The organism is Tardiphaga sp. GW822-FHT04G09 (assembly GCF_058800725.1).
Window position 1 is genome coordinate 619,896 of sequence record NZ_JBXAMO010000001.1, and the last position, 13,343, is coordinate 633,238.

Annotated in this window: 12 protein-coding genes; 8 read left to right on the forward strand and 4 right to left on the reverse strand. The window is 63.3% G+C overall.

Annotation, left to right across the window (positions count from 1 at the left end; translation table 11 throughout):
* The first annotated feature begins 100 nt into the window (after window positions 1-100).
* On the forward strand, window positions 101-634 hold the full coding sequence (locus AC1RLZ_RS02955; RefSeq protein WP_493187389.1) for an REP-associated tyrosine transposase: 534 nt from the start codon (window positions 101-103) through the stop codon (window positions 632-634).
* A gap of 90 nt (window positions 635-724) precedes the next feature.
* Window positions 725-1,147: a hypothetical protein gene (locus AC1RLZ_RS02960; protein WP_493187390.1), complete on the forward strand. Its 423-nt coding sequence runs from the start codon at window positions 725-727 to the stop codon at window positions 1,145-1,147.
* A gap of 130 nt (window positions 1,148-1,277) precedes the next feature.
* Here the strand turns inward: AC1RLZ_RS02960 and AC1RLZ_RS02965 are convergent, their stop codons facing one another.
* Complete coding sequence (locus AC1RLZ_RS02965) at window positions 1,278-3,650, reverse strand: xanthine dehydrogenase family protein molybdopterin-binding subunit (protein ID WP_493187391.1); 2,373 nt, start codon at window positions 3,648-3,650, stop codon at window positions 1,278-1,280.
* Between the two features lie 206 nt (window positions 3,651-3,856).
* Between AC1RLZ_RS02965 and AC1RLZ_RS02970 the strand changes: the two genes are divergently transcribed.
* Window positions 3,857-4,936: a Ppx/GppA phosphatase family protein gene (locus AC1RLZ_RS02970; protein WP_493187392.1), complete on the forward strand. Its 1,080-nt coding sequence runs from the start codon at window positions 3,857-3,859 to the stop codon at window positions 4,934-4,936.
* 90 nt (window positions 4,937-5,026) lie between these two features.
* A complete protein-coding gene (locus AC1RLZ_RS02975; RefSeq protein ID WP_493187393.1) occupies window positions 5,027-5,737 on the forward strand; it encodes an RlmE family RNA methyltransferase in 711 nt (236 codons plus the stop codon).
* 78 nt (window positions 5,738-5,815) lie between these two features.
* Here the strand turns inward: AC1RLZ_RS02975 and AC1RLZ_RS02980 are convergent, their stop codons facing one another.
* The 3 genes from AC1RLZ_RS02980 to AC1RLZ_RS02990 all read right to left on the reverse strand — a co-directional run bounded on the left by AC1RLZ_RS02980 (window position 5,816) and on the right by AC1RLZ_RS02990 (window position 8,671).
* Window positions 5,816-6,130 carry a hypothetical protein gene (locus AC1RLZ_RS02980; RefSeq protein ID WP_493187394.1) on the reverse strand — a complete coding sequence of 105 codons (315 nt, stop codon included), beginning with the start codon at window positions 6,128-6,130 and terminating at the stop codon, window positions 5,816-5,818.
* A gap of 3 nt (window positions 6,131-6,133) precedes the next feature.
* A complete protein-coding gene (locus AC1RLZ_RS02985; protein ID WP_184517596.1) occupies window positions 6,134-7,609 on the reverse strand; it encodes an MFS transporter in 1,476 nt (491 codons plus the stop codon).
* A gap of 168 nt (window positions 7,610-7,777) precedes the next feature.
* Window positions 7,778-8,671, reverse strand: a complete 894-nt coding sequence (locus AC1RLZ_RS02990; protein ID WP_493187395.1) for a LysR family transcriptional regulator — start codon at window positions 8,669-8,671, stop codon at window positions 7,778-7,780.
* Between the two features lie 109 nt (window positions 8,672-8,780).
* On the opposite strand from AC1RLZ_RS02990, the gene AC1RLZ_RS02995 reads away from it, so the two are divergent.
* The 4 genes from AC1RLZ_RS02995 to curA all read left to right on the forward strand — a co-directional run bounded on the left by AC1RLZ_RS02995 (window position 8,781) and on the right by curA (window position 13,323).
* On the forward strand, window positions 8,781-9,620 hold the full coding sequence (locus AC1RLZ_RS02995; RefSeq protein ID WP_493187396.1) for an SDR family oxidoreductase: 840 nt from the start codon (window positions 8,781-8,783) through the stop codon (window positions 9,618-9,620).
* A gap of 219 nt (window positions 9,621-9,839) precedes the next feature.
* On the forward strand, window positions 9,840-11,327 hold the full coding sequence (gene guaB / locus AC1RLZ_RS03000) for an IMP dehydrogenase (RefSeq protein WP_371424185.1): 1,488 nt from the start codon (window positions 9,840-9,842) through the stop codon (window positions 11,325-11,327).
* Window positions 11,328-11,585: 258 nt separating this feature from the next.
* Window positions 11,586-12,212, forward strand: coding sequence for a hypothetical protein (locus AC1RLZ_RS03005; RefSeq protein WP_493187397.1), 627 nt, complete (start codon window positions 11,586-11,588; stop codon window positions 12,210-12,212).
* An 88-nt stretch (window positions 12,213-12,300) separates the two neighbouring features.
* Window positions 12,301-13,323, forward strand: a complete 1,023-nt coding sequence (gene curA, locus AC1RLZ_RS03010; protein WP_493187398.1) for an NADPH-dependent curcumin/dihydrocurcumin reductase — start codon at window positions 12,301-12,303, stop codon at window positions 13,321-13,323.
* Window positions 13,324-13,343: the final 20 nt, after the last annotated feature.

Genomic DNA, 13,343 nt, shown 5'->3' on the forward strand with positions numbered 1-13,343 from the left:
CCCGCGGCGCCTGCCGCGGGATTTTTCTTTCTGCGAACTGTTGGCCTTGTGTAGGATGGGTAGAGCGTAGCGAAACCCATCACCTCACGGCAGTGCTGCGATGACGGAGTATCGACGTAATTTCCAGCACGGCGGCTGTTATTTCTTTACGGTCACGCTCAACGACCGTCATTCATCGCTGCTGATTGACCGTATCGATGCGCTCCGCAACGCTTTTCGCGACGTGCAGCAACGGCATCCATTCGTCATGGATGCCGTTGTAATTCTGCCTGAACATCTCCACGCAATCTGGACATTGCCGGAGAATGATTCAGATTTTTCAACACGCTGGCGGCAAATCAAGGCTTCGTTCTCGCGGGCGTTGCCGGCAGATGAAATGATCTCGAATAGCCGCATCGCCAAAGGCGAACGGGGCATCTGGCAGCGGCGTTTCTGGGAGCACACGCTGCGGGACGAAACCGATTTCGAGCGCCACTGCGACTATATTCATTTCAATCCGGTCAAGCACGGTCATGTACGTCGTGTTCGCGATTGGCCGTATTCGTCTTTCGCACGTATGGTTCGTTCGGGAGTGTATCCGGACGATTGGGGTGGAGAGGGCACGAGCGCTGAACATGATTTTGGTGAGCGTTGATCGTGCGGTGATGGGTTTCGCTTCGCTCTACCCATCCTGCGGCATCTTGCTATGTTGCGGCGTCAGATGTTCGCTCAGGGGCTAATCGGAATGATCAGGGTCACCAGTTTCTCGGCAATTGCAGCTATTTTAATTGCCTTCACCGCACCGGCCTCGGCCGCCGAACGATGCCCGGTCTCCGATGCCGCCATCACGAAAGCCGGCGGTTACGCCCAGGCCGTCACCGCTGCCATGAACACCGAGTTCAGCTGCGAAGGCGCATACCGGCTTCTCGAACTCTGCCAGCTCGGTTCGTCCGGCGATAATGCGCTGTCCGACATTGTTCTGTCGAAATGCGAACCGCGCTTCTTGCCCAAGGCGGCCGTTGCCACGAAGGCCGCCTATGAGAAGGCCCGCGCCAAGTGCAACAAGATCGCGGAGAAGAATGAAGGCTCGATGTATCAGGGGCAGGCTGCAGTCTGCATCGCGCGCTCCGGGCGGGATTTCGCGCGGAAATACGGGACGAAGAGCTAGGGTGTCGGATGGGTAGAGCGGAGGCGCATCGCGCCGGAGCGAAACCCATCAACGACATCGAATGCCATTGATGGGTTTCGCGAAGACGCTCACCCCATCCTACGGCTGCCTTGCTCGACATGTCCGACTTTTACGCCGCCTTGCTCTGCTTGCCGTCCTGGATCGCGCGCCAGATGCGTTCCGGGGTCAGCGGCATGTCGATATGGGTGACGCCATAGTCGCTGAGCGCGTCGACCACCGCATTGACGATGGTGCAGAGTGAGCCGGCGCAACCGGCTTCGCCGCAGCCCTTGGTGCCCAGCGGGTTGGTCGTTCCCGGCGAGGGATGATCGCCGACCAGCATCAGCGGAATGTCGCCGGCGCGCGGCATGGCATAATCCATGAAGGAGCCGGTGATCGGCTGGCCCGACGCGTCGTAGCTGACCTTCTCCATCAGCGCCTGGCCGAGGCCCTGGGCGACGCCGCCATGCAACTGGCCGGCGACGATCATCGGATTGACGATGGTCCCGAAGTCGTTGACCGCCGCGTAATTGACGATGGTCAGCACGCCGGTGTCGGGATCGATCTCGACTTCGGCGACATGACAGCCATTCGGGAAGGTCGAGGGCACATCCGATGAGGTGTGGTCGACGTCGAGCGATGACGGCACGCCGTCCGGCATCTTGCCCTCGCGCACACGCTGCGACAGTTCCATGATGTCGATGGAGCGGTCGGTGCCGGCAATGGTGAAGCGGCCGGCCTTGAATTCGATATCGGCTTCGGATGCCTCTAACAGATGCGCGGCCGCGGCCTTGCCCTTGGCGATGACGAGATCTGAGGCTTCGACGATGGCCTGGCCCGATGCAGTGATCGAACGCGAGCCGCCGGTGCCATTGCCCATGCGGACGAGGTCGCTGTCGTTCTGTTGGAGCCGGATGGCGTCGAACGGCACACCGAGCTGCGCCGACAGCACCTGCGCGAAGGGCGTCGCGTGGCCCTGGCCGTAATCCAGCGTGCCGGTGGTCAGCGTCACGGTGCCGTCTTCGCCGAATGTGACCTTGCCGAGTTCGCCTGAGGGGGGCGCGGTGACTTCGAGATAGGAGCCCACCGCAATGCCGCGCAGCTTGCCGTTCTTGCGGCTGTCCTTCTTGCGTTTGGCAAAGCCGGCGTGATCGGAAATTGCCAGCGCCTTCTCGAACACGCCCTGGAAATCGCCGCTGTCATAGGTAACGCCGGAGGCCGCCGCGAAGGGCAGTTGTGATGGCTTGATGAAGTTGCGCTTGCGCAGTGTGAAGCGGTCAATGCCCATCTCGTCGGCGGCGCGGTCGATCAGCCGTTCCATGAAGTAGTTCGCTTCGGGGCGTCCGGCACCGCGATAGGCGCCCATCAGCGTGGTGTTGGTGAGCACGCATTTGATGTCGACTGACAGCAGCGGCGTCTTGTAGACGCTGGCGAGATTCTTGCCGGTGTTGAGCGACAGCGGGCTCGGCGAGACGCCGGTGATGTAAGCGCCGAGATTGCCGTAGCCTTTCAGGCGCACGGCGAGAAACCTGCCGTCCTTGTCGAGGGCGAGTTCGGCGTGAATGTCCTGGGCGCGGCCCTGACTGTCGGAGAGGAAGCTGGAGGAGCGCTCGTCGAGCCACTTCACCGGTTTGCCCAGTTCCTTCGCGGCATGCAGCAGGCAGATATATTCGGGATAGCTGATATTCTTCATGCCGAACGATCCGCCGACATTGCCGGTGAGGATGCGGACCTTGTCGGGGGCGACATTGAGCTGCTTGGCCAGCGTATTGCGGTTGCCGGCGACACCCTGGGTCGGCACCTGGATCACGTAGCGGCCGGCGGACTTCTCATAGGTGGCGAGCGCGCAGCGCGGTTCCATCGACACCACGGCGACGCGGGTATTCTCGATGTCGAGCTTCGTGACATGCGCAGCCGACGCAAAGGCGGCCTCGACGGCAGCCGTGTCGCCATAGTGATAGTCGAGCGCGACATTGTCAGGGATGTGGTCGTAGAGCTGCGGTGCGCCGGGCCTGGTCGCGGCCTCGCAATCGGTGACGGCGGGCAGCGCGTCGATGTCGAGGACGACGGCTTCGGCAGCATCGCGCGCCTGGGCGACTGTCTCGGCCACCACGAAGGCGACGGGGTCGCCGACATAGCGCACCTTGTCGGTCATCAGTGCATGGCGATTGGTCTGGAACAGCGGGGTGCCGTCCTGGTTCTTGAGCGGCAGGCCGCAGGTGAAGGGGCCATAATTGGCGGCGTCGAGATCCCGTCCGGTCCAGATGCCGCGGACACCGGGCATCGCCCTGGCGGCCTCGGTGTCGATGCCGCGGATCACGCCATGGGCATGGGGACTGCGGACGATCCAGGCATAGAGCTGGCCGGGCAGGTTCATATCGTCGGTGTATTTACCTTTGCCACGAACGAGGGTGTCGTCTTCCTTGCGCCGCACCGGCTGGCCGACCCCGTATTTCTGCATGGCGATCGTGTTGTCGACGGGCGAGCCGGTAAAATCTTGCATGGTGAATCCGTCAAATATGGATGATTTCAGGATTTGGCGCGGTCTGGCGTCTCTGCGGCCCCCTCAGATAAGGCGGCGTTAGCTGTAGGACAACGGACGTTTGGGCATGGGGCTGCGCCAAGGTTGCGCCGATCCTGTGCCCTGCTAAACTTTCCGTGAAAGAATATTTCCATCTCGGCCGGAGCGGTCGCGGAAAGACAGATTGAATGGATGATGACACGCGGCTTCGCGGCGGCCATGAAGTGGACAACGCTCGGCCGGGCGAGGGTGTGCAGGGATTGGTTGCAGCTATGGCCGACGGCGCGCGCGAAGCCGCATGCGCCAACACCTATGCCGCGCTCGATCTCGGAACCAATAATTGCCGCCTGCTGATCGCCTGTCCCACGGGCGACAGTTTTCGCGTGGTCGATTCGTTTTCGCGGATCATCCGGCTGGGCGAGGGCGTCTCGACCTCCGGCGTCATCAGCGACGCGGCGATTGCCCGGGCGATCTCGGCGCTCAGCGTCTGCCGCGACAAGATTCGCGCCCGTGACGCGCAGCGGCTCCGGCTGATCGCGACGGAAGCCTGCCGCGCGGCGTCGAATTCGGACGCTTTTCTCGACCAGGTGGCGCGCGAGACCGGCATCACGCTGGAGATCATCGACCGCGAGACCGAAGCGGCCCTGGCCGTTATCGGCTGTTCGCCGCTGATTGATCCGCAAGGGCGCGGTGCCATCCTGTTCGATATTGGCGGCGGCTCGTCGGAACTGGTGCGCATCGAGCGCGATCCGACGGATCCCAATGGCAAGCCGCTGATCAAGGCGTGGATGTCGATCCCGCTCGGTGTGGTGACGCTGGCAGAGAAATTCGGCGGCAAGCATGTCACCCGGGACAGCTACACGCAGATGATCGCGGAGGTCGCCAAACACGTGGCGCCATTCGCGGCGGAACATGCGGAGGATCTCGACGGGATGCACATGCTGGGCACCTCCGGCACGGTGACCACACTGGCCGGCGTCTATCAGGGACTCGCGCGCTACGATCGCCGCCGCATCGACGGCATCTGGCTCAGCAATGGCGAACTCGACGAGACCATCGCGAGGCTGCTCGACATGACCTATGCGGAACGCGCCGCCAACCAGTGCATCGGCCCGGACCGGGCCGATCTGGTGCTGTGCGGCTGCGCCATTCTGGACGCCATCCGCAACGCGTTCCCGTTGCCGCGGCTGCGCGTCGCCGACCGGGGGCTGCGCGAGGGCATGCTGGTGGAAATGATGCGCGAGGACGGCGCGATCCGCGCGTCCTGAGCCTGATTTTCGCGATTGAGCACGAATATTCGGGTTTCCCGCCATGCCGTGCTAAGGGAAGCGCGAATAGCTGAAAGCAAGCACGAGACCATGGCCAAAGACACCACCGGACGCCTGCGGATCCAGGTCAAGAGCGCCGGCAGAATGAAACTGTCGTCGAAGCTCTGGCTCGACCGTCAGCTCAATGATCCCTATGTGCAGCAGGCCAAGAAGGACGGCCTGCGTTCGCGCGCGGCCTACAAGATCATCGAGATCGACGACAAGTACCGCTTCCTGAAGCCCGGCCTGTCGGTGGTGGATCTCGGCGCGGCCCCGGGTGGCTGGAGCCAGATCGCCGCGCGGCGCGTCGGCTCCGCCGAAGGCAAGGGGCAGGTGGTGGCCATCGATCTCCTGGAAATGCCGGAGATCATCGGCGTGACCTTCGCCCAGATGGACTTTCTCGACAATGATGCGCCCGACCGACTGAAAGCGATGATGGGCGGGCTCGCCGACGTCGTGATGTCCGACATGGCAGCCAACACCACCGGTCACCGCAAGACCGATCAGCTGCGTATCGTCGGGCTGGTCGAGGATGCTGCGGCCTTCGCCGCCGACGTACTCAAGCCCGGCGGCACATTCGTCGCCAAGGTGTTCCAGAGCGGCGCCGACGCCACGCTGATGACGCAGTTGAAGCGCGACTTCGCAACGGTGAAGCATGTGAAGCCGGCCGCGAGCCGCAAGGACTCGTCGGAGCGCTACGTGCTGGCGATGGGCTTTCGCGGGGTGGCAGGTGATCACCGGCTCGGTGAGCACGACAACTAATAAGTAGGATGGGTAGAGCAAAGCGAAACCCATCGTGACTTACACATAGAGGATGGGTTTCGCTTTGCTCTACCCATCCTACGGTTTGGCGCCCTTGCTCCCGTTCTCGCATTTCGGCGACAGCATTGGCACGTTCGGCCACGACCAGTTGCGCCACGATCCATCACGCTCGACACAGGCGCTTGCAGGTTTAGTGGGGGCGGGAACGGGCTCGGTGGTCGGAGCAGGCGCAGGAGCGTCGTCGGTCTGTTTGCGGGTTTCCTGCGCGGTCGCTTGTTCAGTCGGCGCAGGCTTTTCCGGAAATCGCCTGTTCACATAATCGAACGACATGACGCCTGCGATGATCGCGAGAACGATCGCGGCGAGACCTATGGCCCATTGCAAGCGCGTCACAACTCACCCCAGCTTTTGATCCCTGGCATCCGCGGTGCCTTCGCTGGCCGCTTTGACGGCGGCTTTTGCCTCGCCCTTGCGGCTGGCGATATCGATCACCTTGCGGCCGGAGATTTCATGGCCGGCGTCGTCCGGCATCTGCCAGAAGAACCAGGCCGAGGCTGCCGAGATCACGGACACCACAAGGAAGGCCGGTGCAAAATCGGCGGCCGACAATTCGGTCATGCCGCGCATCAGCATGGTGGATTCCACCGAGAATGCACCGATCGCGACGCCGGCGGAGATCGACAGCTGCTGGTTGACGCTGACCAGCGTGGTGGCGCGGCTCATCTGTGCCGTCTCCACTTCGGCATAGGCGACCGTGTTGATCGCGGTGAATTCGAGCGAGCGGAAGAAACCGCCGACCACCAGGATAATCAGGATCAGCATCAGCGGCGTGGTCACCGTGAACAGCGCACAGGCGGCGAGAAACACTGAACTCACCACGGCGTTGACGGTCATCACATTGCGGAAGCCGAAGGCGCGGATGATACGCGCCGCAAGCGTCTTCATGCCCATGGCGCCCACCGCCGAGCCGAAGGTCACCATGCCCGACTGGAACGGCGACAGGCCGAAGCCGACCTGCATCAATAGCGGCAGCAGGAAAGGCAACGCGCCGATGCCGAGCCGGAACAGGAAGCCGCCGATGATGGCGGCGCGCAAGGTCACCAGCCGCATCAGCGAGAAATCCAGCACCGGGGACGCGGTGCGCCGGGCGTGGATCACGTAGAGGGTCATCGACACCGTGCCGATGCCGACCAGCGCGGCAACGATGGGCCATGGCAGCAGATTGAGGCCGGCGACCGAGAGGCCGAAGGCGATGCCGGCGAGGCCGACGCCGGCCAGCACCAGACCCAGCAGATCGAAGCGCTCCGGATCCTCCGAGCGGATCGGATCGATAAAGCGCAACGCCAGATAAATGCCGAGGCAGCCGATCGGAATATTGATCAGGAAGATCCAGTGCCACGAGAAATAGGTGGTGATGAAGCCGCCCAGCGGCGGTCCGATCACCGGGCCGATCAGCGCCGGCACCGTCATCCAGGCCATGGCACTGACGAGCGCGCTCTTGTCGATGGAGCGCAAGAGCACGAGGCGTCCCACCGGCGTCATCATGGCGCCGCCGAGGCCCTGGATGATGCGGGCGATGACGAAATGCGTGACCGATTGCGACAGCGCGCAGCCAATCGAGCCGATCATGAACACGCCGATGGCGATGGAGAACACAGCGCGTGCGCCGAACCGGTCGGCGGTCCAGCCGGAGGCCGGAATGAACACCGCGAGCGAGAGCAGGTAGGAGGTGATCGCCAGCTTCAGCGTCAGCGGACTGGTGCCGATATCGGCGGCAATCGCCGGCAGCGAGGTCGCGATCACCGTGGAGTCCATGTTTTCCATGAACAAAGCGGAGGCGACGATGAGCGGGATCAGGCGTTCTTTGGTCATCAGATCTCTGGTTCCCGATCATTTCGGCAGGCGAAATCGTCGCGACTCTGTCGGTGGCTTATGCAGGCGGGCTTTAACATCATGTCGCCGGAGCGGCCATCGGGCAGGGGGAGAGGGGTTCTAAAACGTCCGTGATGGCCGCTGCGGTCGGCAATAGCGCGCAAGGGCCTAGCCAACCTCCTTGAGCACGTCGATGAAGGCGCGCAGTCCCGGCGGGACGAGGCGGTGACCGGGATAGTACAGAAACACGCCGGGGATCGGCGGGCACCAGTCGTCGAGCACGGCGACCAGGCGGCCGCCGTCGAGATGGCGCTGCGCGGAATGGATCGGGACATAGGCGATGCCGAGGCCGTCGATTGCGGCCTCGATCAGCAGCCCGACATTGTCGAGCGTTAGCGCGCCCGGCACATCGATCTCCAGCTCCTGGCCGTGTTTTTCGAATTCCCAGCGATACAGTTTGCCGCTCGGCAACCGCAGCCGGATGCAGCTGTGGTCCTTCAGATCGTCCGGCGTGCGCGGTAGCGGGCGTTTTTTCAGATAGGCTCTCGAGGCCACCGCGACGAAGCGCGTTTCGCCGCCGACCCGCACTGCGATCATGTCCCGTGGCACCGCTTCGCCGAGCCGGATGCCGGCATCGAAGCGCTCGGCGACGATATCGACGAGCCTGCCTTCGGTGACCAGATCGAGCGCCATCTCCGGATGGCGCGCCAGAAAGGTCGGCACCACCTTTTCCATCAGCTTGCGGGCCGCCGGTTCGCTGCTGTTGATGCGCAGGGTACCGCTCGGGCGGCCGCGGAAATCGTCGATTTCCTGCAGGGCCGCGTCGAGGTCGCGCAGCACCGGCTGTAGCCGGGACACGAGCCGTGCGCCCGCTTCCGTCGGAGAAACGCTACGGGTGGTCCGGTTCAGCAGCCGCACGCCGAGATTCTGCTCCAGCACCCGCATCATGTGGCTGAGCGTCGAGGGCTTGAGGCCGAGCTCGTCCGCCGCCTTGCGGAAACTGCGATGGGCCGTGATGGCGGCGAGCGCTGTCAGGTCGCCCAGCGAGGGCTTTTCATTCATGGGCAATTCTCACCAAGTCATACAAAATTGATGGTATATACCCATGAAATGAGACGTCTACCTTGATCGGGAAGGCCGCCGCACCGGCGCCCGTCTCCAAGGAACTTCCATGACGCATTCCGCCGCGACCTGGTTCATCACCGGCACCTCATCCGGCTTCGGCCGCGCGCTCACCGAACAATTGCTGGCGCGCGGTGACCTCGTCGCGGCGACGCTGCGCAAGGTCCACGCACTGGACGATCTGAAGGCGCGATACGGCGACCGGCTCTGGACCGCCACGCTCGATGTTACCGACACTGCCGCCGTGCGCGGCACCGTGGACCGCGCTTTTGCCGAACTCGGCCGGATCGACGTCGTCGTCAACAATGCCGGCTACGGGCTGGTGGGAGCCGGCGAGGAAGTCAGCGACGACCAGATCCGGCACCAGATCGATACCAATCTGATCGGCTCGATCCAGGTGATCCGCGCAGCGCTGCCGCATCTGCGGGCGCAGGGCGGCGGCCGGATCCTGCAGCTGTCGTCGGCCGGTGGGCAGATCGCGTTCCCGGCGCTCGGCCTCTACCATGCCAGCAAATGGGGCGTTGAGGGCTTCGTAGAAGCCGTCGCGCAGGAAGTAGCCCCGTTCAACATCGCGCTGACGCTGGTTGAGCCGGGAGCGACCCGGACCGGGTTCGGCAGCAGCCTTGTCGCTGCGGCGCCGAAGCCGGCCTATGACGCCACGCCGGCCGGCGAGATCCGGCGGGCCTTCGCGGCCAATATGTTTCCGGTGGTGGGTGACGCATCGAAAATGGCGCAGGCGATGATCGACTGCGCGGCGCGCAGCCCGGCGCCGCGGCGGCTGGCGCTGGGCAGCGACACCTACACCATGGTTCGCGCTGCGCTGGTGGAGCGGCTTGCTGCGCTCGATGCCCAGAGGGACATCGCGCTGTCGACCGACGCTGGCGCATGACGAAGTCGTGACGGGCGGCGGACCAATACCCGGTGCCGCCGGTCCCAAAAAGCCTGCGCATGGCTGCCAAACGCTTTGATTCCGCGGGGCAGCATGCTATCGACCACCGCCAATCCTACTTGTGGGTTCAGATTCGACGACGGTGTCCCGCACCGCCGTCGAATTGGTGCATCCAGAGGTTTCTACCGCGATCCCTGAGGTCGCCGCATGGAGTTGGCAATGGCAGTCGTTCACAAGATCCGCGAAGCATTCACGTTCGATGACGTCCTGCTGAAGCCCGGCCTGTCGGACATCCTGCCTTCCGACGCCGATATCCGCTCGTTCGCGACACGCGCGATCCCGCTCAACATTCCAATCATCGCCTCCGCGATGGATACCGTCACCGAAGCCAAGATGGCGATCGCCATGGCGCAGGCCGGCGGTCTCGGCGTGATCCACCGCAACTTCGATCCGGAAGGCCAGGCCGCGCAGGTCCGGCAGGTGAAAAAATACGAATCCGGCATGGTGGTGAATCCGCTCACCATCGGTCCCGACGCCAAACTTGCCGAAGCGCTGGCGCTGATGAGCGAGCACGGCTTCTCCGGCATTCCCGTCGTCACCGGCGCGAGCAAGGACGTTCCCGGCAAGCTGGTCGGCATTCTCACCAATCGCGACGTGCGCTTCGCCAGCAATCCGAACCAGAAAATTTCCGAACTGATGACGCACGAGAATCTCGTCACCGTGCGGGAAGGCGTCAGCCAGGACGAAGCCAAGCGCATGCTTCACAAGCATCGCATCGAGAAGCTGCTGGTGGTCGACGATCAGTATCGTTGCGTCGGCCTGATCACCGTGAAGGACATGGACAAGGCTGTCGCGCATCCGCTGGCCAGCAAGGATGCGCAGGGCCGTCTGCGCGTCGCCGCTGCGACCACCGTGGGCGAGGGCGGTTTCGAGCGCACCGAGCGCCTGATCGATGCCGGCGTCGATGTGGTCGTCGTCGACACGGCGCATGGTCATTCCATGCGCGTGCTGGAAGCCGTCACGCGCATCAAGAAGATCTCCAACTCCGTGCAGGTGATCGCGGGTAACATCGCCACCACCGAAGGCGCGCAGGCGCTGATCGATGCGGGCGCTGACGCCATCAAGGTTGGTATCGGCCCGGGCTCGATCTGCACCACGCGCATCGTCGCCGGCGTCGGCGTGCCGCAGCTCACCGCGATCATGGATGCGGTGGAAGCGACCAAGAAGCACAACATTCCCGTCATCGCGGACGGCGGTATCAAATTCTCCGGCGATCTCGCCAAGGCGCTCGCCGCCGGTGCCGATATCGCGATGGTCGGTTCGCTGCTCGCGGGCACCGACGAAACCCCGGGCGAAGTGTTCCTGTGGCAGGGCCGCTCCTACAAGGCCTATCGCGGCATGGGGTCGGTGGGCGCCATGGCGCGCGGGTCGGCGGATCGCTACTTCCAGCAGGACATCAAGGACACGCTGAAGCTGGTGCCGGAAGGCATCGAGGGCCAGGTGCCGTACAAGGGTCCGGTGGCCAATGTGATGCACCAGCTCGCCGGCGGCCTGCGCGCCGCCATGGGCTATGTCGGTGCCAAGACGCTGACCGAATTCCACGACAAGGCCGAATTCGTCCGCATCACCAGCGCAGGACTGCGCGAAAGCCACGTGCATGACGTGACGATTACCCGCGAAAGCCCGAATTATCCGGGCGGAGCTTAACTATATGCACGATATGCGGCGTTATCGCAGTGCCGCATAGGCATAGCTGCCTAAATTGAGCCCCACAGATCGGCGAAAACGCGCTATTGTTCGCGCGTCACGTGCGCTGTCGGCCATGTCTTCCTTAAGGACAGTTCTCCCAGGGCCGGACAGACCCGGCGCTGGGGCGTAGCCTCGCGCGACGTCCGTGACGCTGTTTCCGAGAATGATCTCGATACGTCGTTGACGTAACACCTGCAGAAAAGAACGTTGGATACCATGGCCATTGAATGGACGGACGAACGCATCTCGGCTCTCGACACTGCGCAGCTGAAAAACCTGCGTGAGAACGCCACACGCCGCGAGGTCACCGCATTGGTCGAGCTCTGCACCGCCGAACTCGCCAAGCGCAATGCCGACAAACCGCGCCGTATCGGCCAGCCGCGCAGCGAGGCCAAGCAGTTCGAACACGACATGTCTGCCGAGCTCGCCACCGTCGGCAAGGCGATGGCCGAAAAATACGATCTCTCCGAAGCGACCGCCAAGGCGAAGTCCGAAGGCGTGAAGGGCTTCAAGGCGCACAAGCTGCTCGGCTCCGATGGCCATGCCAAGCTCGGCGGCATGCAGCGCGACGGCTCGGTCGCAGTGGATCGCTACATCTCCTATCGCCGCGGTACGGATATCGCGTCGCTTAGCGTGTTCCTGCTCAAGGACCAGCCGATCGAGGCGCATGAATTTCAGGTGATCGCACCGCTGACGATGCTCGACGGCGGCAAGCCGGTGGCTGAAATCCGCCCGACGGCAACGGCGGCGCAGAAGCAGTCGGCCGACGGCGGGCTGTCCTTCAAGGATCTCGACAGCGCAGCTGCAGCATTCGACAAGGTCTTGGCGAAGATCACTGCCTGATATTTGCCGGTTTACGTTTTGAGTGCGGCGCGCGATCATCGCGCGCCGCATTTTTTTGCGATCAAGAAAAGCAAACGGAGAAGTACCCATGTCAGCAGCCAAACGCGTCGTTCTCGCATCGCGCCCACACGGTGAACCCGGCCCATCGAATTTCCGTGTCGAGGATTATGTGCTGCCGACGCCGGGTGAGGGCGAAGTGCTGCTTCGCACGATCTGGCTGTCGCTCGATCCCTATATGCGTGGCCGCATGAATGACGGTCCGTCCTATGCCGCGCCGGTGCCGGTGGATGGCGTGATGGAAGGCGGCACGGTGTGCGAGGTGATCGCCTCGAACAATCCGGGCTTTGCCAAAGGCGATATCGTGCTCGCCCATGCCGGCTGGCAAACCCATGCGATCTCCGACGGCAAGGGTCTGCGCAAGCTCGATCCGAAGCTGGCGCCGATTTCAACGGCTGTCGGCATTCTCGGCATGCCGGGTATGACCGCTTATACGGGTCTGCTTGCTATCGGAAATCCACAGCCCGGCGAGACCGTGGTTGTGGCCGCAGCCTCGGGCGCGGTGGGCTCCGCTGTCGGCCAGATTGCGAAGATCAAAGGTGCACGCGCGATCGGCATCGCCGGCGGTGCCGACAAGTGCCGCTATGTGAAGGAAGAGCTCGGCTTCGACGAATGCCTCGATCATCGCGATCCGGATTTTCCGGCGAAGCTGAAGGCCGCATGTCCGGGCGGCATCGATGTGTATTTCGAAAATGTCGGCGGTGCGGTGTTCGAGGCGGTGTTTCCGCTGCTGAATTTTTTCGCGCGCATTCCGGTATGCGGGCTGATCGCGCAATACAACGACACGACATCGGAAGTGCCGAAATGGGCCGGCGCGATGATGCGCAACGTTCTCACCAAGCGCCTCAACATTCGCGGCTTCATCGTGCGCGACTTCGCGTCGATGCATGGCGACTTCCTGCGCGACATGTCGCAATGGGTGCGCGAGGGCAAGGTGAAGTACAAGGAACACGTCACCGAAGGCCTCGACAACGCGCCGACGGCGTTCATGGGCCTGCTGAAGGGGAAGAACTTCGGCAAGCAGCTCGTGCGCGTCGGCCCAGACAAGGCATAAGCCGACACGGCTTTCAGGTC

What these genes read in the sequence shown, in the direction of transcription:
- guaB (WP_371424185.1), top strand. Translation starts at nt 9,840, where the DNA reads ATGGCAGTCGTTCACAAGATCCGCGAAGCATTCACGTTCGATGACGTC.
- AC1RLZ_RS02955 (WP_493187389.1), top strand. Translation starts at nt 101, where the DNA reads ATGACGGAGTATCGACGTAATTTCCAGCACGGCGGCTGTTATTTCTTT.
- AC1RLZ_RS02985 (WP_184517596.1), bottom strand. Translation starts at nt 7,609, where the DNA reads ATGACCAAAGAACGCCTGATCCCGCTCATCGTCGCCTCCGCTTTGTTC.
- AC1RLZ_RS02975 (WP_493187393.1), top strand. Translation starts at nt 5,027, where the DNA reads ATGGCCAAAGACACCACCGGACGCCTGCGGATCCAGGTCAAGAGCGCC.
- AC1RLZ_RS02970 (WP_493187392.1), top strand. Translation starts at nt 3,857, where the DNA reads ATGGATGATGACACGCGGCTTCGCGGCGGCCATGAAGTGGACAACGCT.
- curA (WP_493187398.1), top strand. Translation starts at nt 12,301, where the DNA reads ATGTCAGCAGCCAAACGCGTCGTTCTCGCATCGCGCCCACACGGTGAA.
- AC1RLZ_RS02960 (WP_493187390.1), top strand. Translation starts at nt 725, where the DNA reads ATGATCAGGGTCACCAGTTTCTCGGCAATTGCAGCTATTTTAATTGCC.
- AC1RLZ_RS03005 (WP_493187397.1), top strand. Translation starts at nt 11,586, where the DNA reads ATGGCCATTGAATGGACGGACGAACGCATCTCGGCTCTCGACACTGCG.
- AC1RLZ_RS02965 (WP_493187391.1), bottom strand. Translation starts at nt 3,650, where the DNA reads ATGCAAGATTTTACCGGCTCGCCCGTCGACAACACGATCGCCATGCAG.
- AC1RLZ_RS02995 (WP_493187396.1), top strand. Translation starts at nt 8,781, where the DNA reads ATGACGCATTCCGCCGCGACCTGGTTCATCACCGGCACCTCATCCGGC.
- AC1RLZ_RS02990 (WP_493187395.1), bottom strand. Translation starts at nt 8,671, where the DNA reads ATGAATGAAAAGCCCTCGCTGGGCGACCTGACAGCGCTCGCCGCCATC.